Source organism: Faecalimonas hominis (assembly GCF_054660755.1).
In genome coordinates, this window is sequence record NZ_BAAHSH010000001.1 from 1 (window position 1) to 26,729 (window position 26,729).

Annotated in this window: 18 protein-coding genes, 1 riboswitch and 1 other annotated feature; all 18 genes read left to right on the forward strand. The window is 39.1% G+C overall.

Features of this window, described 5'->3' with window-relative positions; genetic code table 11:
* Nucleotides 1-86 precede the first annotated feature (86 nt).
* Nucleotides 87-334: a binding site (T-box leader), on the forward strand.
* A 78-nt stretch (nucleotides 335-412) separates the two neighbouring features.
* On the forward strand, nucleotides 413-1,636 hold the full coding sequence (tyrS, locus tag ACYQ35_RS00005; protein ID WP_459828930.1) for a tyrosine--tRNA ligase: 1,224 nt from the start codon (nucleotides 413-415) through the stop codon (nucleotides 1,634-1,636).
* Between the two features lie 474 nt (nucleotides 1,637-2,110).
* Entirely contained in the window at nucleotides 2,111-4,486 is a 2,376-nt protein-coding gene (locus tag ACYQ35_RS00010) for a cation-translocating P-type ATPase (RefSeq protein WP_459828933.1), read from the forward strand.
* On the forward strand, nucleotides 4,476-5,636 hold the full coding sequence (locus ACYQ35_RS00015; protein WP_459828936.1) for a 5-bromo-4-chloroindolyl phosphate hydrolysis family protein: 1,161 nt from the start codon (nucleotides 4,476-4,478) through the stop codon (nucleotides 5,634-5,636). Before ACYQ35_RS00010 ends, ACYQ35_RS00015 begins: the two co-directional genes overlap by 11 nt.
* 12 nt (nucleotides 5,637-5,648) lie before the next feature.
* The gene (locus tag ACYQ35_RS00020; protein ID WP_459828939.1) at nucleotides 5,649-6,752 is read left to right on the forward strand and encodes a toxic anion resistance protein; all 1,104 of its coding nucleotides are present in this window, start codon (nucleotides 5,649-5,651) and stop codon (nucleotides 6,750-6,752) included.
* Between the two features lie 170 nt (nucleotides 6,753-6,922).
* On the forward strand, nucleotides 6,923-7,351 hold the full coding sequence (rplM, locus tag ACYQ35_RS00025) for a 50S ribosomal protein L13 (protein ID WP_009461387.1): 429 nt from the start codon (nucleotides 6,923-6,925) through the stop codon (nucleotides 7,349-7,351).
* 26 nt (nucleotides 7,352-7,377) lie between these two features.
* Nucleotides 7,378-7,770: a 30S ribosomal protein S9 gene (rpsI, locus tag ACYQ35_RS00030; protein WP_009461386.1), complete on the forward strand. Its 393-nt coding sequence runs from the start codon at nucleotides 7,378-7,380 to the stop codon at nucleotides 7,768-7,770.
* A gap of 303 nt (nucleotides 7,771-8,073) precedes the next feature.
* Nucleotides 8,074-8,565, forward strand: coding sequence for a type III toxin-antitoxin system ToxN/AbiQ family toxin (locus ACYQ35_RS00035; RefSeq protein ID WP_009461385.1), 492 nt, complete (start codon nucleotides 8,074-8,076; stop codon nucleotides 8,563-8,565).
* Nucleotides 8,552-9,145: a hypothetical protein gene (locus ACYQ35_RS00040; RefSeq protein WP_009461384.1), complete on the forward strand. Its 594-nt coding sequence runs from the start codon at nucleotides 8,552-8,554 to the stop codon at nucleotides 9,143-9,145. The genes ACYQ35_RS00035 and ACYQ35_RS00040 overlap by 14 nt, the downstream gene beginning before the upstream one ends.
* Before the next feature lie 159 nt (nucleotides 9,146-9,304).
* A riboswitch (purine riboswitch) is annotated at nucleotides 9,305-9,401 on the forward strand.
* 22 nt (nucleotides 9,402-9,423) lie between these two features.
* Entirely contained in the window at nucleotides 9,424-10,791 is a 1,368-nt protein-coding gene (locus ACYQ35_RS00045; RefSeq protein ID WP_009461383.1) for an NAD(P)/FAD-dependent oxidoreductase, read from the forward strand.
* A 303-nt stretch (nucleotides 10,792-11,094) separates the two neighbouring features.
* On the forward strand, nucleotides 11,095-17,535 hold the full coding sequence (locus ACYQ35_RS00050) for an endo-alpha-N-acetylgalactosaminidase family protein (RefSeq protein ID WP_459828946.1): 6,441 nt from the start codon (nucleotides 11,095-11,097) through the stop codon (nucleotides 17,533-17,535).
* 107 nt (nucleotides 17,536-17,642) lie between these two features.
* On the forward strand, nucleotides 17,643-18,452 hold the full coding sequence (locus ACYQ35_RS00055) for an SDR family NAD(P)-dependent oxidoreductase (RefSeq protein ID WP_459828948.1): 810 nt from the start codon (nucleotides 17,643-17,645) through the stop codon (nucleotides 18,450-18,452).
* 18 nt (nucleotides 18,453-18,470) lie between these two features.
* On the forward strand, nucleotides 18,471-19,241 hold the full coding sequence (locus ACYQ35_RS00060) for an AIM24 family protein (RefSeq protein ID WP_009461380.1): 771 nt from the start codon (nucleotides 18,471-18,473) through the stop codon (nucleotides 19,239-19,241).
* Between the two features lie 109 nt (nucleotides 19,242-19,350).
* On the forward strand, nucleotides 19,351-20,979 hold the full coding sequence (locus ACYQ35_RS00065) for an LCP family protein (protein WP_459828951.1): 1,629 nt from the start codon (nucleotides 19,351-19,353) through the stop codon (nucleotides 20,977-20,979).
* A 78-nt stretch (nucleotides 20,980-21,057) separates the two neighbouring features.
* Nucleotides 21,058-21,561, forward strand: coding sequence for a transcription elongation factor GreA (gene greA, locus ACYQ35_RS00070; RefSeq protein WP_009461378.1), 504 nt, complete (start codon nucleotides 21,058-21,060; stop codon nucleotides 21,559-21,561).
* A gap of 123 nt (nucleotides 21,562-21,684) precedes the next feature.
* Nucleotides 21,685-22,398, forward strand: coding sequence for an IMP cyclohydrolase (locus tag ACYQ35_RS00075; RefSeq protein WP_009461377.1), 714 nt, complete (start codon nucleotides 21,685-21,687; stop codon nucleotides 22,396-22,398).
* 11 nt (nucleotides 22,399-22,409) lie between these two features.
* Nucleotides 22,410-23,585, forward strand: coding sequence for a phosphoribosylaminoimidazolecarboxamide formyltransferase (locus ACYQ35_RS00080; RefSeq protein WP_459828956.1), 1,176 nt, complete (start codon nucleotides 22,410-22,412; stop codon nucleotides 23,583-23,585).
* An 81-nt stretch (nucleotides 23,586-23,666) separates the two neighbouring features.
* Entirely contained in the window at nucleotides 23,667-25,043 is a 1,377-nt protein-coding gene (gene pepV, locus ACYQ35_RS00085) for a dipeptidase PepV (RefSeq protein ID WP_459828959.1), read from the forward strand.
* Between the two features lie 317 nt (nucleotides 25,044-25,360).
* Entirely contained in the window at nucleotides 25,361-26,707 is a 1,347-nt protein-coding gene (glmM, locus tag ACYQ35_RS00090) for a phosphoglucosamine mutase (RefSeq protein ID WP_009461374.1), read from the forward strand.
* The last annotated feature ends 22 nt before the right edge of the window (nucleotides 26,708-26,729 follow it).

The following is a 26,729-nucleotide window of genomic DNA, read 5'->3' on the forward strand; positions in this document are numbered from 1 at the left end:
TATCAAAAATGGTTTATAATGCGGAAGTTTAGACAACTATGTGCTTGACAAAAACGAATGAATGCGTTACCATTTCAAATATATGATGAAAAGCGAAGAAAAGAAAAAGTAATAATTGAAAATGCCATACAGAGAGCAGCCGGTTGATGAGAGGAGCATGGACTATCAATTATGAATACATCTTGGAGCAGTACACCGAATGCGAAAGTTAGTAGGCTGTAACGGAGTGGCACTCGTTATCGTGCTGAAAGTATTGATAGATACTTGTTGAGGCATTCAATGCGAGTTGAATGTGAATTAAGGTGGTACCGCGAGAATTACACTCGCCCTTTAGCGATAAGGGGCGAGTTTTTTATTTATCTGAAAGCGAAAACCTGTCCCGAATACTATAGAGATTAAAGGAGATAGGAAAATGAAAATTTATGACGAACTGAAAGCAAGAGGATTGATTGCGCAGGTAACAGACGAGGAATTAATCAGTAACTTAGTCAATGAGGGGAAAGCGACATTTTATATCGGATTTGACCCGACGGCAGACAGCCTTCATGTAGGGCATTTTATGGCGCTTTGTCTGATGAAACGTTTACAGATGGCGGGAAATAAACCGATTGCCTTACTTGGAGGAGGGACAGGTTACATCGGCGATCCTTCAGGAAGAAGCGATATGCGTTCCATGATGACGCCGGAACAGATTCAGCACAACTGTGACTGTTTCAAAAAACAGATGAGTAAATTCATTGATTTTTCAGAAGGAAAGGCGTTGATGATAAATAATGCGGACTGGTTACTCGGATTAAACTATGTTGAATTACTTCGCGAAGTAGGACCGCATTTCTCCGTGAACCGTATGCTTACTGCTGAATGTTACAAACAGCGTATGGAAAAAGGATTGAGTTTCCTTGAATTCAACTACATGATTATGCAGGCGTACGACTTTTACGCATTATACCAGAATTACGGCTGTAATTTACAGTTTGGCGGAGATGACCAGTGGAGCAATATGCTTGCAGGTACAGAATTAATTCGCCGTAAACTCGGTAAAGACGCAAGTGCAATGACAATTACACTTTTGTTAAATTCAGAAGGAAAGAAAATGGGTAAAACACAGTCAGGTGCAGTGTGGTTAGATCCGAATAAAACTTCTCCGTTTGAATTTTACCAGTATTGGAGAAATGTTGCAGACAATGATGTGTTAAAATGTATCCGTATGCTTACATTCCTTCCATTAGAGGAAATTGATGAAATGGATAAATGGGAAGGAAGCCAGTTGAACAGGGCAAAAGAAATTCTTGCATTTGAACTGACAAAACTTGTACACGGTGAAGAGGAAGCGTTAAAAGCACAGGAAAGTTCAAGAGAACTCTTCACAAGCGGTGCGGCTGCAAATATGCCGACAGCAGAGTTGGAAGAAGGAGATTTTGTTGAAGGAAATATAGATATTTTGACAATGCTTGTAAAGAGCGGTTTAGTGCCTTCTAAATCAGAAGCAAGACGTGCAGTGCAGCAGGGTGGTGTTGCCGTAGATGGAGAAAAAGTAGAAGATATTAAGAAAGAATATGCAAAAGATGATTTGAGCGGAGAAGGTGTTGTCTTAAGAAGAGGAAAGAAAAATTTCCGAAAAGTAATTGTAAAATAATAAAGAAAAAGGAAAGTGTTTCAAAAAACGGACACTTTCCTTTTTGAATTTTATCAATAAATTACAGTATCAACGGTTCCCGTAAATCTATCTGTTTTTATTACCGCATTTCTATCGGTAGGATATTCATAATGATACCTTGCAAGAGGGTAGAGAAACACTAGAATGATAATTAAAAATATGATAATACAGGTCGTTATGATAAGACGCTGATACTTTAAAAATGTATTGTTTAGTTGTTCCATATACTCAACTCCTTTTCAAAACAAAAAGTTTATAAAATATAATTTTCTAAAAAATAACATTAAAAAATAAATATGTCAATATACCTTAAGCAAAGGTTAATAAAAACAATTTATTTTGAAAATTTGTGTTGTTATTTTTTATTATATATAATTTGTAAAATGAGTGTGAAAAGAATTTACATTTTGTGTCATAAAAGGTATCATAGAAGCATAGAAAACGGAGGTGCCTATGGAACAGATACGAACACAAACCGGTCTTTCGGAACGAGAAGTAGAAGAAAGAATACAACAGGGAAAACAGAACACTCCGGTAGAAGCACCGTCTAAATCGGTGAAGGAGATTGTTCTCACAAATATATTCACATATTTTAACTTAATCTTTGGGGTGATTGCAGGATTGTTGATTTTGGTCGGAGCATTCCGTGAACTCACATTTTTACCGATTATCATAGCGAATACACTGGTCGGAATCATTCAGGAATGCAGGTCGAAGAAAATCTTGGATAAACTTGCAGTTTTGCATGCGCCAAAAGCCAATGTTATCCGCGGGGGAAAGAAACAGGTTATCCGTGCGGAAGAACTTGTGTTGGACGATGTCGTTATTTTTACTGCGGGCAATCAGATACCGGCCGATGCAGTTGTTATTTCGGGAGAGGCACAGGTAAATGAATCACTGATTACAGGTGAAGCAGATGAGATAACAAAAGTGCAGGGGGACAGTCTTCTCTCGGGAAGTTATATTGTTTCGGGACGCTGTCTTGCAAGGCTTACAAAAGTTGGCGCGGACTCATATGTGTCCAAATTAACTCTCGAGGCGAAAGCGGTAAAAGAGGGAGGACAGTCGGAGATGATCCGCTCATTGAATAAATTGGTTAAGGCAGTCGGAATTATCATTATTCCAATTGGAATTATGATGTTCTATCAGCAATATATTCTTTCGGGCAACTCTTTGCGTGGAAGTGTGACATCGATGACAGCGGCGATTATCGGAATGATTCCGGAGGGACTTTACCTTCTTGCCAGTGTGGCGCTTGTTGTCAGCGTGATGAAACTGGCGAAGAAAAAAGTGCTTGTGCACGACATGAAATGTATTGAAACATTGGCGAGAGTAAATGTTTTATGCGTGGATAAGACGGGAACGATTACAGAAAACGTAATGAAAGTCAGTGAAATTTTATCTCTCGGTGAAGATGAGAAAGAACTGGAAGAACAGATTGGTGACTTTGTCTTCAATATGGAAAAGGATAATACAACGATGGAAGCGCTGAAAAATCATTTCCATATGAGTATGGGCAGAACGGCAGATAAGATTACGACGTTTTCTTCGGAATATAAATACAGCAGTGCTGTTTTTGGCGGAGTGACCTATCTTTTGGGAGCGCCGGAATTTGTCCTTCGGGAAGATTTTGAAACATACAGAAAGCAGATTGAGGAGCAGAGTGAGAAAGGCTATCGTGTTCTTGTTTTTGCAAAATATAATGGAAATGCTGACGGAAAGGCATTGACGGAAAAGGCGAATCCGCTGGGACTGATTTTATTGGCGAATCCAATACGTAAAAATGCAAAAGAAACTTTCCGATATTTTGCGGAACAGGGCGTGGATATTAAAGTCATTTCCGGTGACAATCCGATGACTGTATCGAAAGTCGCATTGGAAGCGGGAATTGCCAATGCGGAAAATTATGTAGATGCGAGACAGTTGCAGAATGAAGAGGATATTGCGGAGGCAGTGAGAAAATATACTGTTTTTGGCAGGGTAACTCCAAAACAGAAGAGAATGTTTGTGCAGGCGCTGAAAAAGAATGGAAAGACAGTGGCAATGACGGGCGATGGAGTCAATGACGTGCTGGCGTTGAAAGATGCGGACTGCAGTATTGCCATGGCGTCGGGAAGCGATGTGGCATCACAGGCGTCGCAACTGGTTTTATTGGAATCTGATTTTGCAAAGATGCCTTCCGTTGTAGCGGAAGGACGGCAGGTTGTAAATAATATTGAAAGGTCTGCAAGTCTGTTTTTGGTAAAAAATATTTTTTCATTCCTTTTATCAGCGTTGTCACTTATTTTTATGATTACCTATCCGCTTGGGCCGGCGCAGGTTTCCCTTGTCAGCATGATGACAATCGGAACACCCGCATTTTTGTTGGCAATGGAGCCGAATAAAAACCTGATTAAAGGAAGGTTTTTGACAAATGTATTGTTAAAAGCGCTGCCGGCAGGGCTTACAGATGTCATTATGGTAGGGTTACTTATTTTATTCGGAAGTGTTTTTGGAGTGAGCGCAGAAGAAATATCAATCACGGCAACACTGCTTCTTGCCATTGTGGGACTGCAGATTTTATTTGAACTTTCCAAACCGATGAATATTTTCCGGTGGATTGTATGGTTTGGTATGTTGATTGGGCTTTTAATATGCGTTCTCTTTATGGGAGAATTATTTGGTATCAATCAGGTGACATTGAAAAGTGGATTACTCCTTCTTGTTTTTGCCTTTGCGACAATGCCGGTATTTAATCATCTGTGCAGATTCGTTAAAAAAGCGGAGGATTTCTTTATCCGAATAAATGAGAAGAAGAAAAAAAGAAAGGCAGATAAATATGGACAATAGAGATTTTTCCAATATAGGAGAGCAGATTCGGCGTACCGTGGAAGACGCTATGAATTCAATGAATTACCAACAACTGAATCAGAAAATCAATCAGACGGTTGACATGGCGATGAATGAGGCAAAAAGACATATGAACCCTCATGTGCATGTGCAGCCGCCCAAGCAGGAGCAGAAAAGGCAGGCAAAGCCGAAAGTGGAAATTCGTCTGAAAGAAAAAGGAAGATACTCCAGCATTCCACTCATCATATTAGGGGGAGCGGGAATACTTGTATTTATCGGATTTTTACTGACTTCCGTAATCGGATTTTTGATTAGCGGCTCAATTATTACAAAGACATTTTCAAGTGTGGTACTTGCGATAGGCCTGATTGTGTGTATCCTTTCCACTTTCTTTCTGATCAAAGGAATATTGGGAAGAAAGAGGTACAGATGCTTTAAAAAATATGTGGAGATTTTGGACGGAAGAGAATTTTGTTCCGTAAAAGAATTTGCGGAGAAAACGCGAACTCCGGAAAAGAAAGTGTGCAGGAACATAAAAATGATGATACGAAAAGAGATGTTTGTAGACGGATTTTTAGATGCCAGCCAGACATGTTTTACCGCAACGGAAGAGGCGTATCGTCAGTTGCAGCAGGCGGAAGAGTCAAGAAGACAAAGAGAAGAGGAGCAGAAAAGAAGACAGGAAAAAATGCAGGAAGAAGCGGAACATATTTCAGACAGTGCGGTGGCGGAAATGATTCGCAAGGGAAACGAGTATATAGAAGCTATCCGGCTGGCGAATGATGCGATTCCGGGAGAAGTGATTTCCGCAAAACTGGACAGACTTGAGAATGTTATCCGTAAAATTTTTGATTCGGTAAAACAGCACCCGGAGCAGATGCCGGAAATGGATAAATTTATGGAATATTATTTGCCGACAACAAAAAAACTGGTAGACGCCTATAAGGAATTTGACGCGCTTTCCATAAAAGGAGAAAACGTGACAAAATCGATGAATGAGATTGAAAATACATTAGATACAATCAGTAATGCTTTTGAACAACTTTTGGACGATTTATTTCAAGATACGGCGTTTGATATTTCAGCGGACATTTCTGTTTTACAGACAATGCTTGCGAGAGAAGGATATAAGGAGAAAGATTTTAAATAGGAGGACATAAATATGGGACAGGAATCACTGGTACTTACATTTGAACCTTTTGCGGAGGAAAATCATCAGGTGGAGGAGCAGCCGAAAATGGAGGAAGTCGTTTTGACTTCCGAAGAAGAAAAAATGGTGGCTGACTTTTCGTCTAAGATTGATTTGACAAATGCCAACATGATTTTACAGTACGGTGCGGGAGCGCAGAAAAAAATGGCTGATTTCTCAGAAAATGCTTTAGAAAACGTGAAGACAAAGGATTTGGGCGAAGTGGGGAAAATGTTGACAGATGTTGTTTCAGAATTAAAAGACATTGAGACAGATGAAGACGAAAAAGGCTTTTTTGGTTTCTTTAAAAAGAATACAAATAAGCTTGCCAACATGAAAGCGAAATTTGATAAAGCGGAGACTAATGTGGAGAGAATCTGCAAGGCGTTGGAAAATCATCAGATTCAGTTGTTAAAAGATATTGCGCTTTTAGATAAAATGTATGAGTTGAATACAACATATTTTAAAGAATTGTCCATGTATATTGAAGCGGGAAAACGAAAAATAAAAGAAGTGCAGGAAAGAGAACTCCCTGCATTGAGAAACAAGGCGCAGTTAAGCGGACTTCCTGAAGATGTGCAGGAAGCGAATGATTTGGCGGGGCGCTGTGAACGGTTTGAGAAAAAGATACATGACTTAGAATTAACAAGAGCGATTTCACTTCAGATGGCGTCGCAAATCCGACTTGTGCAGGGCAACGATACACTTATGTCAGAAAAAATACAGTCCACACTTGTAAACACAATTCCTCTGTGGAAAAGTCAGATGGTATTGGCAATCGGCGTGGAAAACTCTTCGAGGGCAGCCGAAGCACAGCGTGAAGTGACGGATATGACCAATGAACTTCTAAGGAAAAATGCCGAGAAATTAAAAATGGCAACAATTGATACGGCAAAAGAGGCGGAGAGAGGAATTGTAGACATGGCAACCCTGAAGGCAACAAATGAGTCACTGATTTCCACATTAGATGAAGTGATGAAGATACAGAAAGAGGGAAGAGTAAAAAGAAGAACTGCCGAAGCCGAACTGAACCGCATTGAAGGTGAACTGAAACAGAAATTGTTAGAGGTACGATAGGCGTAAAAACGCACTTTTTTTGAGAAAAAGGTTGACATTACAATGCTCGCATAATATAATGAATCAGTATGACAATAGAAGAAACAATTTACACCATAGCCCCGGAGTAAATTGATTTTCATAAAAACCAAGAAGTATAATAATTAGATGAAATTTAGGGAGGTCGACCAATGAAAACTTACATGGCTAATCCAGATAAGATTGAAAGAAAATGGTATGTAGTTGATGCAGAAGGTTGCACATTAGGACGTTTAGCATCTGAAGTTGCAAAAGTTTTAAGAGGAAAAAATAAACCGGAATATACACCACACGTTGATACAGGTGATTATGTAATCGTAGTAAATGCTGACAAAATCAGCGTAACAGGTAAAAAATTAGACCAGAAAGTTTACTATCATCACTCAGACTATGTAGGAGGAATGAAAGAAACTACATTAAGAGAAATGATGGCTAAAAAACCTGAAAAAGTTGTTGAACTTGCTGTAAAAGGAATGCTTCCAAAAGGACCTTTAGGAAGAGCAATGATTAAGAAATTACACGTATACGCTGGACCGGAGCATGCAAATCAGGCTCAGAAACCAGAAGTATTAACATTTTAAGGAAAGGTTGAAAGGAGGAAATTACAGTGTCTAAAGTAAAATTCTACGGAACAGGAAGAAGAAAAAAATCAATCGCAAGAGTATATTTAGTACCTGGAACAGGTAAAATTACAATTAATAAAAGAGATATTGATGAATATTTAGGATTAGAAACATTAAAAGTTGTAGTTCGTCAGCCACTTGTTGCTACGGAAACAGCAGATAAATTTGATGTTTTAGTAAACGTACATGGTGGAGGATACACAGGACAGGCTGGTGCTATCCGTCACGGTATCGCAAGAGCATTACTTCAGGCAGATCCTGAATACAGACCAGTGCTTAAGAAAGCAGGATACTTAACTCGTGATCCACGTATGAAAGAACGTAAGAAATACGGTCTTAAAGCTGCTCGTAGAGCACCACAGTTCTCTAAACGTTAATCATACGTTTTTGGAACGTACAATTTCAAAAAGAATTTTCAAACCTCTCAGGGAGCATTCTTTGGGAGGTTTATATTTTTTATAAAATTATAGAATCATATTGATTTTTTAGGGGAAATTGCATATACTTATTATAGACAAAGGATTGTCTTAGGTGAGTTTCTACCGTAAAGTGGAAACCTAAAAAAGCAGGTGAGTCTCCACCATAAAGAGAGAACCTAAAAAAGCGGTAAGTCTCCACCATAAAGAGAGAACTTGAAAAAGAGGCGAGCAGTCGTCTCTTTTTTTGACAGATGAGGAAAAATGAAATTTTATAATATCAAAGATGAATACATCAATTATTTAAAAAAATATGAGTCTAAGGTGGCGGATAACAAAAAAGGAAAGCGCCCATATGTAGGTGTAGTGCTTGAAATTGATGGGATAAAATATTATACGCCATTTACATCGCCGAAAGAAAAGCATCGTAAAATGAAGAATACAAAAGATTTTAGGAAAATTAATCAGGGAATATATGGTGCAATCAACTTTAATAATATGATACCGGTTGTGGAATCGGCATTAGTTCTTATTGATATTGATGAATTGGAAGATTCAAAATATCAGCGTTTGCTTCAAAATCAATATAAGTGTATTAAAGCTGATCGGGAACAAATTGAATTGACAGCAAAAAGATTAAGAGATACCCTTTTTAAGAAAGATGAAGAATTGAATGGCAATGATAAAAGAATAAAGGAAAGATGTTGTGATTTGCCATTGCTGGAGGAGGTTGCAAAACATTATGATAACCATTAGTAAAAAAGAAGTACATAAGTTTTTAGATGAACATCCCGATATACCTTTTTCGGCAGCTAAATTTGAATATAGTTTCTATCTTGAGCCTGAAGCGGTTGAGTATGCAAATGCGATTTCAGAAAAAATGTTTGTTGAATCTGAAGAAGATTTGTATTCGAAAAAAATGATTGAACAGGCAGCAACAGCAGAAGAACTGTTGAAATTGATGAGAAAATCATTATCGGGCGGAAACAGAAGTAGATTAAGAAAAAAAGTATTAGAGTATGAAAAAGAGATAATGCCACTTATAAAAGAAAAAACTATGAAAAGTGGGCAGGATATCTTTATAGAAAATACTCTTTATTTTTTCTTACATTGTGAAGGAAACTGTTGCGATTGGATTTTGAAAGAATACTCAAATATCTGGAATGAGTATTTAAAATCTATGTTGTGTTTAGTGCTTGGGTTTCGGGGAGAAGTGGAAATGATTCCGTTTTTGATGAAAGAAACAGTACGTCTAGAAAGAATGTACCCTGAAGAAACATATGCACAGGCTCCTATACTTGCTATTCAGGAACTTGCTGTCAGATTTCTCAATTGAAATCTATGAGGGTGTTCTGAGGAGTAATGAGAAGCCCTGTGTTTGTAACGTGTTTGCAACATCGCAATCCAAGAACCCAGTAAAATCAAGCCTTCTAAGTTACCTAAATGTTAATCATACGGTCCGGAATTAAAGAAACTTTCGCTTGAATTTTATATTAGTATTATATATAATGGATTGGGTATAAGTCTGCAAAATGGGCAGACGTTTCTACCAACCGCCAAACTGGTTGACTACCGTATGGGTAGTCAATTTTTTTATTTTAAGGAGGTAAAGAAATGTACGATGTGTTAATAATAGGAGCAGGTCCGGGGGGAATATTTACAGCGTATGAATTAATGGAAAAAAAACCGGATTTAAAAATTGCGGTTTTTGAAATGGGGCATGAGTTAACAAAACGTAAGTGTCCAATTGATGGGGATAAGATTAAGTCATGTATCCATTGTAAAAGTTGCTCGATAATGAGTGGATTTGGTGGAGCAGGGGCTTTTTCTGATGGAAAATACAATATTACTAATGATTTCGGTGGCACTTTGCATGAATATATTGGTAAAAAGAATGCATTAGAATTGATGGATTATGTTGATAAGGTTAATCTTGCTTTTGGCGGAGAAGGAACTAAACTTTATTCCACAGCCGGTTCTAATATTAAAAATAGTTGTATGCAAAATGGATTACATTTATTAGATGCTTCTGTTCGTCATTTGGGAACAGATATAAATTATATTGTTTTGGAACATTTATATAATTATCTTAAAGAGAATATAGAATTTCACTTTGATTGTTTTATTGATAAGGTTGAAAAATTAGAAAACGGATATAGAATTTATAGTAACGATTCTTTTTATGAAGGAAAAGAATGTGTTATTTCTGCCGGACGAAGCGGAAGTAAATGGATGGAGCAGGTATGCGCTGATTTAGATATCAATACAAATTCCAATCGTGTTGATATTGGAGTTCGTGTTGAACTTCCGGCTGGAATTTTTGCTCATTTAACTGATGAATTATATGAAAGTAAGATTGTATATCGTACTTCAAAATATGAAGATCTTGTACGTACATTCTGCATGAATCCGAAAGGAGAAGTGGTAAACGAGAATACGAATGGTATTGTTACAGTTAATGGACACAGTTATGAAGATCCGGAAAAACAAACAAATAATACAAATTTTGCCTTGTTAGTTGCAAAACATTTTTCAGAGCCTTTTAAAGACTCTAACGGATATGGAGAAAGTATAGCAAGATTGAGTAATATGCTTGGAGGGGGCGTTATCGTTCAGCGTTTTGGAGACTTGATTAGAGGACGCAGAAGTACGGAAGAGAGAATTAGTGAATCCTTTACAGTGCCTACATTAAATGCTGCAGCCGGAGATTTAAGTCTTGTTCTTCCAAAAAGAATATTGGACGGTATTATTGAAATGATTTATGCCTTGGATAAAATAGCGCCGGGAACTGCAAATGACGATACGTTATTATATGGTGTAGAGGTGAAATTTTATAATATGGAGGTTGAACTCGATAATAATCTTATGACTTGTCATGAAGGTTTATATGTGATAGGTGATGGAAGCGGTATTACGCATTCTTTATCTCATGCATCAGCAAGCGGTATATATGTTGCCAGACAGATTATAGAAAAATTATAATTTGATTTTCAAATTTGCTGATTTTACTAACAATCCAGTAAAATCAAGCGTTCCCAGTTCTTTGAACGTTAATCATACGTTTCGGAACGGACAATTTCAAAAAGAATTTGCAAGCCTCTCAGGACTTCGGTCTTGGGAGGTTTTTGCGTTAAAAATTAAGTAGAGATGAAAATGTAAAAAAAAGAATTAGAAATGCAAATAAGAAATTGTGAAAAATGTATATCATATAAGTAACATGGTTTATTGTTTTGTGCATTTCGTAAAAATGCAGAACAACTGTGTAAAAACAAAAAGGAGGAAGTTATGAAAAGAATTGCAAAAAAGTTTGCGTCGCTTATTTTGGTGTTTGCAATGGTGTGTACAGCATTTGTGGGATATTTACCATCATTGGACGTATTGGCAGCACCGAAAAAAATGGCACACTTAAAATCCGGAAGCGGAAATGGAAATGCACATTTTGGTGGAGGAACACCGGAAGCATTTGTGTTATCTGATAAAGATAACATTAGAGGCGAAGATTTAAGTGTACAGTTTAAAGTGGCGAGCGAACAGAAAAAAACGAGACTTCGTTTTGTAACAAAGTATGTGGACGATACTCATTGGGGATTTATTGCTTATGATGGAGCGTCAGGCTGGTTATATCAGTACAAAAATGGTAATCAGGAACAATGGCCATCGCTGAAAGGTCTTCCGGCAGTCAATAAGGACGATGTAGTAAACATCAGTACTTCATATGAAACAGATGGTGTTCGCATCAAAGTGGAAAACGAAACGACAGGTGAGAGCGGAACGGCAGTAGCGAATGACCAAAATTTTGTCGGCTTGAAAGATTCCGCAGGGAAAATCGGAGTTGGCGCGGCTACATTTGGAACAGAATATACAGATATTTACTTTGCAGATGTAACAGCAGGAGCAACGAAATTTTCCGACTACAGCACTTGGACACTTTACAGAAAAGATGCCGCAGGTCAGGTATGGGAGCCGGCTGTGGAAATCCCTGATGGAAATGAACCTGCGGGAGAAGGAAGAGCATGGATTGAATTGAAAGGCGGAAAGAATAATTCGGGCGGTCATGCTTATGGTAACCCAAATGTGGCAGCGCCTGTTCTTCTTCTTGACAATGACAAAAAAATGGAAGCATCAGGGGAATTATCTCTTGCATTGAAACCGAGTGATAACTGGGGCGTGTTCCATACATATGTAGATGATAATAACTGGCTGTATGTCGGATATGATTCGAACAGCAAGTGGTATTACCAGTACAAATTGAATGGAAGTGAAAGTTATCCGAAGATTTCAGGACTTCCGGCTCCGGTAGCGGGGGAAGAAATGCAGATGAAAATTTCATTAAATAATGAAACTTTATCTGTGACAGTAAATGATGTGACAGTTCGTGTGACAAATCAGACTTTAATTAATTTCTCAAAACAGACAGCAGGAAAAGGACGTTTTGGCGTAAAGACAAACGGACAATCAACAATTTCTTTTGCAGACGTAACTTATAATGGAAAGAACTGCATGGAAGATAATTGGGTATACTGCGCGCAACGTGATGGACAGAGTTTTAAGAAGACATATTCAAAACTGACATCTCTCACAGGACGTGTTACGGAAAAAGGAAAGGACGGTTTGGAGAAAGCAACCGTTCGTGTAGGAAATAAAGCGGTAAAAACAGACGCATCAGGAAATTACCAACTGGATAGATTAGAGGTTGGAAAATACCAGATGTCAGTTTCTATGCCTGGTTATGAATCGTATACAGATGAAATCACTCTCAAAGAGACAGACAATGTAAAGAATGTTGAATTACAGTTAAAAGCACCATTGGATTTAACAAAGTACGATACAATTTCATCTGATACGATGAAAGTATATATCGGAAAACAGTTCCCTGTTGTAGCAAGATACCAGTTGCTCTCAGGTGGAAAAGAAGTTGCCGATACATATTTCAGAGGAAATGAAAATGAATTAGATACAATAGTCATTAACGGTGTATCTGTGAAACCGGAAGTGACAGTGGCAGAGACAACTGCTGATTCAAGAACATATGCAATGAAAATCCGGAAGGATAAATTAAACTTGCGTATGAAAGTAAAAGTAAGTGTAGAGGGAAATAATCTCACATGGCAGGTTACAGAGTTAAAGAAAGAAAATGGTTGTGATAAGATTGCCACAATCGACATTCCGAACTTAAATCTCTTAACTGTAGATGCAGTGGAAACAGGAGCGAACTTTGCGGGAGCAAATACTTCTACAACAACAACTGCTACAGGCGATGAATTTATTAATTTTGAAGAAGGATTTATGCCTTCGGAAACAAAAGGATATTTGTACGGATTCCTGACAAACAGAAAACTGAGCGCAGGACTTTACAGTAACTCAGAAGTAGAAGGGGACAAACGTGTTATCCGCAACAACGGTGCAGACACGATGAGTCTGACAAGTGCGCCATGGTATCATGAAATGGGAGATAAAAACGGTCAGAATAAAGCATCAAAATACGCCGCTTATCCTGTGAGTGAACTTCCTTGTACAAAAGTTGCAATTGCAGCGGACAAAAATGAGGACGGTGCAATCGATTGGAATGACGGCGCTTTGGCATTCCGTGATATTATGAACATACCATACGGTTCAGAAGATATGAAAGATTTGGTGAACTACCGTATTGTAATGAATTTTGCAAGTATGGCGCCAAACCCATATCACACAACAGCAGATAATATCAAAAAAGTATATTTGGCAACAGATGGCCTTCCACAGGCTGTTATGCTGAAAGGATATGGAAATGAAGGACATGACTCTGCAAACTCTGAGTATGCTGACATTGCGGAAAGAGAAGGTGGAGTGGAAGACTTCCAGGAATTAATTAAAATTGCACATGATTATAATACAGAGATTGGTATCCATGTAAATGCACAGGAAATCTATCCGGAAGCGGCATCTTTCAATGAGAATATGATTGAAGGAGAGAAAAGTTACGGCTGGGGCTGGTTAGATCAATCCGTTACAATTGATAAACTTTGGGATTTATCAAGCCAGGCAAGATGGAAACGTTTTGTACAGTTGTATGACAGAATTAACGAAACAAATTTCTATAGCAGGAAATGGCCTGAGGCTGTCGAGAACTCAAAAGGTGAAGTAAAAGCATCAAAAGAAGAAATCAAAAAAGATGCGGAAAAACGCAAAGATAACATGGACTTTATCTATCTTGACGTATGGTATCAAGATGCGTGGGAAACAAGACAGATTGCAAAAGAGATTAACTCTTTAGGCTGGAGATTCTCTACAGAATTTAGTGCAGAAGGGGAATATGACTCTACATGGCAGCACTGGTCTACAGATGCGGTATATGGCGGAGCCTCTTCTAAAGGATATAACAGTGATATAATTCGTTTCATCAGAAATGATCAGAGAGATTCGCAGGTATTGAACTATCCGGAATTTGGTGGAACAGCAGATAACCCACTGTTAGGCGGTTACCGTTTATATGGATTTGAAGGTTGGGGTGGAGACAAGGATTACAACAACTACATTCTTCAGACATTTAACCAGAACCTGCCGACAAAATTTTTACAGCACTACTACATCACAGATTGGGAAAACTATGAGGAAGGCAAATCTCCTGTAGAAAACCATGAAAAACAGATTACATTGAAAAATGATGCCGGAGATGTGGTTGTTGTTCAGAGAAATGAAAAACAGCGTTCAGATACAAACATCGAACGTACAATTACTTTAAACAACAAAAAGGTATTAGATGATGTTACATATTTACTTCCGTGGACAGATAATCAGGACGGAAGCGAAAAATTATATCACTGGAACTTAGAGGGCGGAAAGACAACATGGGAACTTCCAAAAGGTTGGGAGGGACTTGGAAATGTTGTTATGTATGAGCTTTCTGACCAGGGACGCATCAACGAAAAGAATGTGGCAGTATCAGGAAATAAAGTGACATTAGACGCAAAACCGGCAACAGCATATGTGTTGGTAAAAGGAAGTGCAGTTAAAACATTAAAAGAAGACTTTGGGGAATATGATTACGTTAAAGACCCTGGATTCAATGGTTACGCAGCAGGTGAAAAATTATCTGCAGATGACTGGTCAGGAGATATTGCGGACGAGAGCGTTGTTGTCGAAAAAGCAAATACAGGAGACCAGAGACTGGCATTTAACAGTCCGTTAGATGATGTTTCCGTGACAACTACAATTTCAGGATTGAAAAAAGGCACAGATTATGTGGCAGAAGTATATGTAGAAAATAATAGCAAAGCAAAGGCTTCAATCGAAGTTAATGCGGGAGATAAAAAAGTTTCTAACTACATTGAAAAGTCTATCTTAAACAACTATGTAAAATGTGACCAGAAAAACGGAAGTCAGATGCAGCGTATGCAGGTTTCGTTCACAGCGGAAAGCGACACTGCTAAAGTAACTCTCTCAAGAGGATATGGGGAAGGTTCTACATATATGGACGATATTCGTATTGTAGAAAAATCTCTAAATAACTTCCGGGAAGACGGAGTATTTAAACAGGACTTTGAAACAGTTGTACAGGGATTATATCCATTTGTATTAAGTTCAGCGCAGGGAATTTCTGATCCGGTTACACACCTGTCACAGAAGAATGCGCCGTATACACAGGCGGGCTGGGGAGATAGAGTGATTGATGATGTTCTTGACGGAGAATGGTCATTGAAACATCATGGCTCCAATAAAGGTATTATTTACCAGACATTGCCTCAGAATTTCCGATTTGAACCGGGCAAAGTATACACAGTAGAATTTGATTATCAGTCAGGGCCGGATAAGGCGTACGCGATGGTTGTCGGTGACGGAACAAATTATACAGCTCCTGCAGCAGATGAATACTTGGCGCAGGCACGCGGAAAGAATGCTCATGTGAAAATGCAGGTGGTTGGAAGCGGAAGCGGACAGACTTGGATTGGTCTTTATGCAAACGAACCGAGTGGAAATACTAAGCTTGCCGAAACAGATTTTGTTTTAGATAATCTTGTTATCAAAGAAGAGAAAAATGCGTCATCTGTAACATTATCAACTACAGAACTTTATAAAGGTGAGACGGCAAAAATCTATGGAAGTAATTTAGACAAGATTACTTGGGAGACAAGTAATGACAAAGTTGCAACAGTTGACAAAAAAGCCGGTGTTGTAAAAGCGGTAGGACAGGGAGAGGCGACTTTAACTGCAAAACTTCCGGGAGACAAAGAAGTTACATTTGAAATTACAGTTTTAGGCGGCGTATCAACAGATGTTCCAAGAGAAGAACTTGAAGGAATGACTTCTACCGCAAACACAGAACAGGCATCAGGAGAACCTGCCGGAAGCGGAGTTGCATCTGCAGCGACAGATGGAAATTCATCTACATACTGGCACTCACAGTGGAGTGGATTTACTGTGAGCAAAGAAAATCCGGCAATTCTTACTGTTGATTTAGGAAAAGAAATGTCAATTGGCGGATTCAAATTCCAGCAGAGACCGGGAACAAATAATGGTATTGTATACAAATACCGCTATGAAGTATTGGACGCATCTGGCAAGACAGTTGCTTCTGCCAATACAATTTCTCTTCCTGATTCACAGAGAGCAGGAGGTCAGTGGATTACAAATGAGTTTGACAGTAATGTGCAGGCGAAACAGATTAAGATTTATGTAGAAGAAGGACAAGGAAACTTTGCGGCTATCGCAGAAGTCGTGCCTCTTCGTATACAGAGAGTTGCCGAATCAGTGACATTGAAAGATGTTACGGTAAAAGCAAATACAAAAGTACAACTTCAGCCTGAACATGAAGAAGGAACAATTGTGAAAGGGCTTGTGTGGAGTTCTTCAAATAAGGACATTGTAAAAGTAAATCAGAATGGTGTTGTGATCGGTCTTGAAAAAGGAACTGCAACAATTACAGTTTCAAATGCTGCCGGATTAAAAGCGGAATGTACAGTGACGGTTACGCTAAATACAGGCGAGTTGGAGAACTTAGTGGAAGAGTACAAAAACCTTGACCTCACTAAGTATGAAGACGGAAAAGCAAAAGATACATTCAAAGCGACATTAAAAGAAGCGGAAAGTCTTATCGGAAAAGCGACAACGCAGAAAGAAATTGACGATATGACAAAAGCGTTAAAAGATGCAAAAGCCGCTTTAAAAGTATTGGATTACGAGGAGTTAGAAAATTTAGTAAACGAATACGAAAACCTTGACCTCAGCAAGTATGAGGACGGCGAAGCAAAAGATACGTTTAAGGCAACATTAAAAGAAGCGAAAGCCCTTATCGGAAAGGCGACAACGCAGAAAGAAATCAACGATATGGTTACAGCATTAAAAGAAGCAAAGGACAATTTGAAAGTTATAGAAAAACCGGAACCTCCAAAAGTAGATAAATCAAAATTGGAAAAATTCTACAAAGAGTGTCTTGCTTACTACAAAGAAGCAGACTATTCTAAAGAAAACTGGAAAAAATATCAGAAAGCCCTTGCTGATGCAAAAGCCGTATTGGAAGACGAAGATGCTACACAGGAAGAGGTGAACAAGGCATTAAAAGCATTAATTGAAATTACGCAATTAATGAACAAAGAAAATGCAGGTTTTTCAAATCCGTCTAACCCACCGAAAGCGCCGGAAGTTCCTAAGACAGGAGATACAGCACCGTGGTTACCATTGACGATGTTGCTGATTCTTGCAGGAGGAACTGCAATAATTGTTGTTCGACGCAGAAAAAGAGCAAAATAATATGCAAATAAGCGTATAGAGAAAATCCATCGTGGCGGTTGACTGCGGTGGATTTTCTTGCTTTACTATGCTACAATACTATTAAATCAAACAAGGAGGTCATAAACATGGGACGTTTTAGTGGCAAAATTATGTTAGTAACAGGAGCAACTTCAGGAATAGGAAGAGCGGTAGCGCTCCGCGGCGCGAAAGAAGGGGCAACCGTTATCGCGGTAGGGCGTAATGAAGAAAGAGGAAATGCGGTAGTTGAAGCTATCGAAAATAAAGAAGGAAAAGCGGTATTCAAAAAATGCGACGTCAGCGATAAAGAGGCGGTGAAAAAACTTTTTGCGGAAATCAAGGAAGAGTTTGGAAAATTGGACGTTGCGGTAAATAACGCAGGGATTGTAGGAGCGTCTAAAACAGTAGAGGAACTGGAAGATGACGACTGGTCAAAAGTAATTGACGCCAACTTAAATTCGTGTTTCTATTGCTGTCGTGAAGAAGTAAAACTGATGAAAGAAAACGGCGGGGCGATTGTAAACGTATCCAGCGTTGCCGGTATGAGAGGATTTCCTTCAGCGGCGGCATATGTGGCAAGCAAACACGCGGTAAGCGGTTTGACAAAAGCTGTAGCGGTAGACTATGCGACAAAAGGAATTACCTGCAATGCGGTTTGCCCGGCGGGAACAGATACGCCTTTGACAGAGAGAAGTTCGGCAGATATTAAGACAAGAATGGCAGAGATTGCGGCACAGGGAAAAGACCCTATGGAATGGCTGAAAAATTCCATGCTTTCGGGAAAAACAGAAACATTACAGAAACGAAATGCAACACCGGAAGAACAGGCAGCGACGATTTTATTTTTTGCAAGCGATGAAGCAAAACATATTACAGGTTCGATTGTAGCAAGTGACGGTGGATTTACAACATACTAAGGACAACGGAGGTAGGGTATGTACAAAATTTCAAATTTTACCGATAATGATGATATTAAAATATTAAATACACTTGGACCATTTACAGTTGTGGAATATCAGAGAGATTTAAGCGTCGCCCCGTCTGACGCACAAAAAGCATATTTCTGCAATGCCATGAATGTACGGAAACGTCAGGTTATTTGTGAACTAAGCAAGGCAAACATTACTCTTCAGGCGGGAGCGATGCAGTGGACGGTCGGTGATGTGAATGCTACAACAGGATTAAAAGGGGTAGGGGATTTACTTGGAAAGGCGATTCGCGGAAAAGTAAGTGGTGAATCTGCAATTAAGCCGGAATATAAAGGAAGCGGAACACTTGTGCTTGAACCGACATATAAACATATTTTACTTCTCGATTTGGCAGATTGGAATCATTCTATTGTGTTAGATGACGGATTATTCTTAGCCTGCGATGCACAGTTAAAACATAAAGCGGTTATGCGCTCTAATTTCTCATCTGCAGTTGCGGGTAATGAAGGATTGTTCAATTTGGGAATTGTGGGAGACGGTGTGCTCTGTCTGGAAACCCCTTGTCCTCGGGAAGAGTTAATTGAAATCACCTTGCAGGAAGATGTGCTTAAAATAGACGGTAATATGGCGATTGCGTGGAGCGGAAGTCTTGATTTTACCGTGGAGCGTTCAGGAAAATCTTTGGCAGGTTCAGCAGCCTCAGGAGAAGGTTTGGTCAATGTTTATCGTGGAACGGGAAAGGTTTTGCTTGCGCCGGTAGAGAATGACGTTATTTAGCATAAAAAACTTGAGTTTTCTCTTGGTATGTACTAATATAGTAAAGTATTGTAGGGTGATGTAACTATTAATAAGAAAAATTCTTGGAGAATACAAGAAGGGAGTACAAATGGGAAAAAAGGGTATGAGTCCACAGGAAAGACGGGAGTATGAACGTCTTCAGGAACGAAAGAAAAGGCAGATGGAGAAGCGATATGCAAAATCGATGGGGTGGGATAATCCTGCCAAGTCGGTCTCGGAAAATGGGAGAATTCCGAATCCGGACAAAAAGAGGGAGAAGAAAGGAAGAAATATTTTAGGGAATATATTACTTCTTTTACAGATACTTGCCTCAGCAGGTTTAATGGCTATACTGATTCTGTCAAATATTATTCCACTTAAATATCTGGTAGCTGCAGGCTGCGTCCTGTTAGTTTTATGGGGTATTGGGTTACTGTCGCAAATCAAACGGAAGAAAAGGGGTATAATCGGGAAGATATATATCGTTTTGATCACGCTGTGTATTGTGGCAGGAACATATCAGATAGGATTTATGACGGGAGCGTTGGGAAAGGTTACCGGAGGCAATTCAAAAGTAGATACGATGGTCGTTGCTGTTTTAGCAGATGACAAGGCGGAAGATATTGCCGATGTGAGTGACTATACTTTTGGTGTGCAGTACAAGTTGGATAAAGGTGATATGAAAGAGACAGTTTCTCATATCAATGAGGAACTAGATATGAAGATTAAGACAAAAGAATATAAAAATGTAAATGAGCAGGCAAAGGCTTTACATGAAGGAGAAGTGAAAGCGATTATTTACAATGAGGGATATAAAGAAATTTTGGAAGAGGAATTTCACGGTTATTCAGATAAAGTAAAAATTGTTTATCACTATAATATTAAGACAAAATTAGATGATGTTTCCTCTAACGTTAAAGTGAAGACAGAGCCTTTCAGTGTATATGTCAGTGGAATTGATGTTTATGGTGAGATTACAAAGAACAGCCGAAGCGATGTGAATATTATCGCGACGGTCAATCCGAAGACGAGACAGATTTTACTGGTGACAACTCCGAGAGATTATTATGTGGAGATTCCGGGAGTGTCCCACGGACAGAAAGACAAACTAACCCATGCGGGAATTTATGGTGTGGATACATCGATAAAAACATTGAGTGAACTGTACGATACGGAAATTCCGTTTTATGCCAGAGTAAACTTTACTTCCCTTATCGACATTGTCGATGAGTTGGGAGGAGTTGACGTTATGTCGGACTATACGTTTAGAACGGGAAAAGAGTCGGGAGCGGTGGTAAAAGTAACAAAAGGACTGAACCACTTTAACGGCAAACAGGCATTGGCGTTTTCACGAGAAAGACATAATCTGCCGGACGGAGATAATCAGCGGGGTAAACATCAGCAGGCGGTTTTGACGGCAATGATTCAAAAGATGCTATCTCCATCTATGCTTATTAAGGCGAATTCAATTATCAATAAAGTGAGCGATGGCGTGGAGACTAACATGTCTCAGGAACAGTTGCAGACTTTGATTAAAATGCAGTTGAATCAGGGCGGATCATGGAATATCAAGTCTGTTGCAGCAGAGGGAACAGGTGACAAACAGAAATGCTATTCATCGGGCTCGATGAGATTATATGTATGTCAGCCGGACGAAGAGTCTGTTGCAGAGATTAAACAGTTGATTAAACAGGTAGAAAACGGTGAGATATTACAGGATTCTGAGGCAACACAATAAATGACACGAGAAAACTGGTGAGAATGGTACATTCTCATCAGTTTTTCATACTTTTTGAAAAAGAAAGGGAGCAGTGAAATGTATAATCAGTTGACGGAAGAAGACATCAAAAAAATGGAGGAAGAAATCGAGTACCGCAGACTCGTTGTAAGAAAAGAGGCGCTGGAAGCGGTAAAAGAGGCGAGAGCCCACGGAGATTTGAGTGAGAATTTTGAGTATCATGCGGCAAAAAAAGACAAAAATAAAAATGAAAGCAGAATCCGTTATCTGCAGAGAATGATTAGAACGGCACAGATTGTTTCGGACGATTCCAAAGAAGACGAGGTTGGAATAAATAAAGCGGTGGAAGTCTATTTTGAAGATGATGACGAATGTGAAACATTTAAACTGGTAACGACAGTCAGGGGAAATTCCATTGACAACCGTATCAGTACAGAATCTCCGATTGGAAAAGCAATTTTAGGGCATAAAGCGGGTGACCGTGTGTTTGTAAAAGTGAATGAAAATGCAGGGTATTATGTTGTTATTAAATCCATACAAAAACTGGAGGACGGAGACGATATTGAAATACGACAGTTTTAACGGAGTTATTACTTTGTATTATAACAACTTATTAGTAAAATCTACTGGTAAACAGGTCATATTGTAGGATATAATAAAAGAAAGGATTAACCATAGCAATCAGTAAGAAAAAGGAGAATACTCATGGAAATGTTATCAATTGAAAAAGAATTACAAGAAAATGCTTATCCGGGACGCGGAATTATCATCGGAAGAACACCGGACGGAAAGAAAGCGGTAACGGCATACTTCATTATGGGCAGAAGTGAAAATAGTAGAAATCGTGTATTCGTAGAAGAAGGAAGAGGAATTCGCACACAGGCATTTGACCCTTCCAAATTAACAGATCCAAGTTTAATTATCTATGCACCGGTAAGAGTGTTGGGCAATAAGACAATCGTGACAAACGGTGACCAGACAGACACAATTTATGAGGGAATGGACAAACAACTGACATTTGAGCAGTCATTGAGATGCAGAGAGTTTGAGCCGGACGCACCGAACTATACACCTCGTATTTCAGGTGTATTACATATTGAAAACGGAAAATACAGTTATGCCATGTCCATTTTAAAGAGCGACAATGGAAATCCTGAGGCTTGCAACCGCTACACATTTGCTTATGAAAATGCAATTGCAGGGGAAGGACATTTTATTCATACATATAAATGTGACGGAAATCCTCTTCCAAGTTTTGAGGGAGAACCAAAAAGAGTTGCAATGTCAGATGATATGGAAGCGTTTGCGGAGATGTTATGGAACAGCTTAAATGAGGATAATAAAGTATCTTTGTTTGTGCGTTATATTGATATTGAAACAGGAAAAGAAGAAACAAAAATTGTAAATAAAAACAAATAGGAGAGGAACAAATGAAAGAATTAGAATTAAAATATGGTTGTAATCCAAATCAGAAACCTTCAAGAATTTACATGGAACAGGGAGAACTTCCGATTAAAGTGTTATGCGGAAAACCGGGATACATCAACTTTTTAGATGCGTTCAACGGCTGGCAGTTAGTTAGAGAATTGAAAAAAGCCACAGGTCTTCCGGCAGCGACTTCTTTCAAACATGTTTCGCCTGCAGGAGCAGGAGTGGGGCTTCCTCTTGATGATACATTGGCAAAAATTTACTGGGTAGATGATATGGGTGAGTTATCTCCGCTTGCCTGCGCTTATGCGAGAGCGAGAGGTGCAGACAGAATGTCTTCTTTCGGAGATTTCATTTCTCTTTCGGACGTTTGTGACGTTGCCACTGCAAAATTAATTAAACGTGAAGTTTCAGACGGTGTAATCGCTCCGGGATATGAGCCGGAAGCGTTGGAATTACTGATGCAGAAGAAGAGAGGAAATTATGCAATTATCGAGATTGACCCTGCATATGAGCCGAATCCGATTGAGCATAAGGAAGTATTTGGAATTACATTTGAACAGGGAAGAAATGAACTTGTAATTGATGACGAATTATTATCAAACGTAGTTACGGAAAATAAAGAAATACCAAAACAGGCAAAAATTGACTTGGCAATCGCATTGATTACATTGAAATATACACAATCAAATTCCGTATGTTATGCAAAAGACGGACAGGCCATCGGAATCGGTGCAGGACAGCAGTCACGTATCCACTGTACACGTCTTGCAGGACAGAAAGCGGACAACTGGTGGCTGCGTCAGTCTCCACAGGTTTTAGGTTTACAGTTCGTAGACAAAATCGGAAGAGCGGACAGAGACAATGCAATTGACCTGTATATTGGTGATGAATATGAGGACGTATTGGCAGAAGGTACATGGCAGAATATTTTCAAAGTAAAACCGGAAGTATTTACAAGAGAAGAAAAACGCGCATGGCTAGATAAAATGACAGATGTTGCGTTGGGTTCAGATGCGTTCTTCCCATTTGGAGATAATATTGAAAGAGCACATAAGAGTGGTGTCAAATATATTGCACAGCCGGGCGGTTCGGTTCGTGATGACAATGTAATTGAAACTTGTAATAAATACGATATGGCAATGGCATTTACGGGAATCCGTTTATTCCACCATTAATCAGCAAACAGAACACTCATAAATTCGATGGAGAATTTATGAGTGTTTTTTCAAAAGAGAAATTACCGGAAGGAGAAAATTATGGAAGAGAGAAGAGTGTTACAAAATGATGTGGAAAAAATTGTTGAGGATATTATAAAATTGTGTTCCATCAACAGTGTGGAAGGTGAAGGAAAAGAGGGAATGCCTTTTGGGGAAGGTCCGGCAAAAGCACTTCAATGTGCGTTGAAACTGGGTGAAGATATGGGATTTATCAGTGAAAACTTTGATAATTATGCGGGACATATCGATTTTGGAGAAGGAGAGGAAACATTAGGGATACTCTGCCATGCCGACGTTGTCCCTTGTGGAGAGGACTGGATATGTGATCCTTATAACCCACAAATCATAGACGGGCGTCTGTATGGCCGCGGCGTCTTGGACAATAAAGGGCCTATGGTTGTATGTCTCCACGCAATGCGCATATTGAAGGAAATGAACATTCCCCTGAAGAAAAAAGTGCGTCTGATTATCGGAACAAATGAGGAGACAAACTGGAAATGTATGGAATACTATTTTGGGGAAAAGAAAGTGGAAACGCCTCAGATTGCCTTTACACCTGATGCGGATTTCCCGTTAAAATATGCGGAAAAAGGATTACTCCAGTATTCTCTGAAAATGAAAATTTCAGAAGAGATTTCGCTTCAGGGAGGAAATGCGGTTAATTCCGTGCCGGAAAGAGCAAGCGTATGTTTGGACGCAAAATATTTGCCGGAAATTGAAAGGCAGAAAGAGCAGTGGAAAGAGAAAAGCGGCTGTGCTTATGAGATAAGCGGAAAAGGAGATAAGATTACTCTGACTGTTTTTGGTAAGGCTGCACATGGTGCGTGGGTAGAAAATGGTATAAATGCTATCACAGGTGTGATGCTTGCCGTAGATGAGTTGAAAGTAGGAGGCGATTTGGAAAGAATTGCTTCACTTTATATGAAATATATCGGATTGTGTTTACACGGAGAAAATTTGGGATTGCGATTTTCTGACGAGGAATCAGGTATACTGTCATTCAATGTGGGAACAGTGGGAGTTTCGGACGGCGAAGTCAGATTTGCCGTGGATAACCGTGTTCCGGTAACGTATAAATGTGGAGAAGTAATGGCACAACTGGAAAAGGCTTTGGAAGGTTCGGGAATCGAAGCAGAGATTTTAGACCGCATAGAAGGAATACATATCGACAAAGACAGTTTCCTTGTGCAGACACTGATGCAGGTGTACAGAGATGTGACAGGGGATATGAAAGCGGAACCGGAAGTGGACGGAGGCTGCACATATGCCCGCACGATGCAAAACTGTGTTGCTTTTGGAGCACTGCTTCCGGATCAGGAGAATGTGATGCATGAGAAAAACGAATATTTGGAGATAAGCAAAATCGAGACATGGCTTAGAATCTATTTGGAGGCAATTTACCGGTTGGCAAAATAGATAATTTTTCATTTTTATATGCGTACTCCGGTAACATATATTTGCCAACGATTATACACGCTTCATATCATTTTTTTGTCGTTGAGAAAACGCTTGGTTATTTTATGAAGATATTTTAATGGGACTTACCCTTAATAACAACTAAAAACTGTTTTATGAACGGCCGTCATTATTGCAAGTAATGGCGGCTATTTGTGTTTTTTGAGATTTTTCTGAAAAAATTCTTGTATATTTCCGAGAAGGAGTATATAATATGATATTGTAAAATAAGATTGTGCAAAAAAACAGGACAATAATACAAAGAAGGAGAATTAATAATGGGAAAATATTTTGGAACAGACGGTTTTAGAGGGGAAGCAAATGTTGTATTAACTGTGGAACACGCTTTTAAAGTAGGGCGTTTTTTAGGTTGGTATTACGGACAGAACCACAAAGCGAAAGTAATTATTGGAAAAGATACAAGAAGAAGCAGTTATATGTTTGAAGATGCCCTCTCAGCAGGATTGACAGCATCAGGAGCCGACGTTTATCTTCTTCATGTAACGACAACGCCGAGCGTTTCCTACGTGGTAAGAACAGAAGATTTTGACTGTGGAATTATGATTTCGGCTAGCCACAACGTATTTTACGATAATGGAATAAAAGTAATTAACGGAAAAGGACATAAACTGGAAGCTGAAGTAGAAGAGAAAGTGGAGGCATATATTGACGGAGAATTTGGAGAACTTCCACTGGCAACTAGAGAAAATTTGGGGCGCACAGTAGATTATTCAGCGGGAAGAAACCGCTATATCGGTCACTTGATTGCAATGGCGACACGTTCTTTCAAAGATAAAAGAGTGGGATTGGATTGCTCTAACGGAAGTGCCTCATCAATTGCGAAAAGTGTTTTTGATGCGTTGGGAGCCAAAACTTATGTAATTCATAGTGAACCGGACGGAACAAACATTAACAGAAACTGCGGTTCAACTCATATAGAAACCTTACAGGAATTTGTAAAAGAGAAAAAATTAGATGTAGGATTTGCCTACGACGGAGATGCGGACAGATGTCTTGCGGTTGATGAAAACGGAAATGTTGTGGACGGCGATTTGATTTTATATGTCTGCGGAAAATATTTAAAAGAACAGGGACGTTTAAATAACGATACGATTGTTACAACAATTATGTCGAATATCGGTTTATACAAGGCTTGTGATAAAGTGGGAATGAAGTATGAAAAAACTGCAGTGGGAGATAAATATGTATATGAAAATATGGTACAAAATAATCACTCACTGGGCGGAGAACAGTCGGGACATATTATTTTCAGCAAATATGCAACGACAGGTGACGGAATTTTAACTTCACTTCTTCTGATGGAAGTGATGTTGGAAAAGAAAGAAACGCTTGGAAAACTGACGGAGGAAGTGAAAATCTATCCGCAGTTGTTAAAAAATGTGAGAGTTTCTGACAAGAAGACAGCAAGAGAAAATCCGGCGGTAGTTCGTGAAGTGGAAAAAGTGACAGAAGCATTAGGAAATGACGGACGTATCCTCGTAAGAGAGAGCGGAACAGAACCTGTTATCCGCGTTATGGTGGAAGCATCTACACATGAACTGTGTGAAGAATACGTAAATCAAGTGGTTGATGTTATGGAAAAAGAGGGATTGATTATAGAATAATACTAAAAATAGAGGAGGCAGT

Bases quoted from the DNA above. Each gene is read 5' to 3' on its own strand.
- tyrS (WP_459828930.1), top strand. From the start codon at position 413: ATGAAAATTTATGACGAACTGAAAGCAAGAGGATTGATTGCGCAGGTA.
- ACYQ35_RS00010 (WP_459828933.1), top strand. From the start codon at position 2,111: ATGGAACAGATACGAACACAAACCGGTCTTTCGGAACGAGAAGTAGAA.
- ACYQ35_RS00015 (WP_459828936.1), top strand. From the start codon at position 4,476: ATGGACAATAGAGATTTTTCCAATATAGGAGAGCAGATTCGGCGTACC.
- ACYQ35_RS00020 (WP_459828939.1), top strand. From the start codon at position 5,649: ATGGGACAGGAATCACTGGTACTTACATTTGAACCTTTTGCGGAGGAA.
- rplM (WP_009461387.1), top strand. From the start codon at position 6,923: ATGAAAACTTACATGGCTAATCCAGATAAGATTGAAAGAAAATGGTAT.
- ACYQ35_RS00035 (WP_009461385.1), top strand. From the start codon at position 8,074: ATGAAATTTTATAATATCAAAGATGAATACATCAATTATTTAAAAAAA.
- ACYQ35_RS00040 (WP_009461384.1), top strand. From the start codon at position 8,552: ATGATAACCATTAGTAAAAAAGAAGTACATAAGTTTTTAGATGAACAT.
- ACYQ35_RS00045 (WP_009461383.1), top strand. From the start codon at position 9,424: ATGTACGATGTGTTAATAATAGGAGCAGGTCCGGGGGGAATATTTACA.
- ACYQ35_RS00050 (WP_459828946.1), top strand. From the start codon at position 11,095: ATGAAAAGAATTGCAAAAAAGTTTGCGTCGCTTATTTTGGTGTTTGCA.
- ACYQ35_RS00055 (WP_459828948.1), top strand. From the start codon at position 17,643: ATGGGACGTTTTAGTGGCAAAATTATGTTAGTAACAGGAGCAACTTCA.
- ACYQ35_RS00060 (WP_009461380.1), top strand. From the start codon at position 18,471: ATGTACAAAATTTCAAATTTTACCGATAATGATGATATTAAAATATTA.
- ACYQ35_RS00065 (WP_459828951.1), top strand. From the start codon at position 19,351: ATGGGAAAAAAGGGTATGAGTCCACAGGAAAGACGGGAGTATGAACGT.
- greA (WP_009461378.1), top strand. From the start codon at position 21,058: ATGTATAATCAGTTGACGGAAGAAGACATCAAAAAAATGGAGGAAGAA.
- ACYQ35_RS00075 (WP_009461377.1), top strand. From the start codon at position 21,685: ATGGAAATGTTATCAATTGAAAAAGAATTACAAGAAAATGCTTATCCG.
- ACYQ35_RS00080 (WP_459828956.1), top strand. From the start codon at position 22,410: ATGAAAGAATTAGAATTAAAATATGGTTGTAATCCAAATCAGAAACCT.
- pepV (WP_459828959.1), top strand. From the start codon at position 23,667: ATGGAAGAGAGAAGAGTGTTACAAAATGATGTGGAAAAAATTGTTGAG.
- glmM (WP_009461374.1), top strand. From the start codon at position 25,361: ATGGGAAAATATTTTGGAACAGACGGTTTTAGAGGGGAAGCAAATGTT.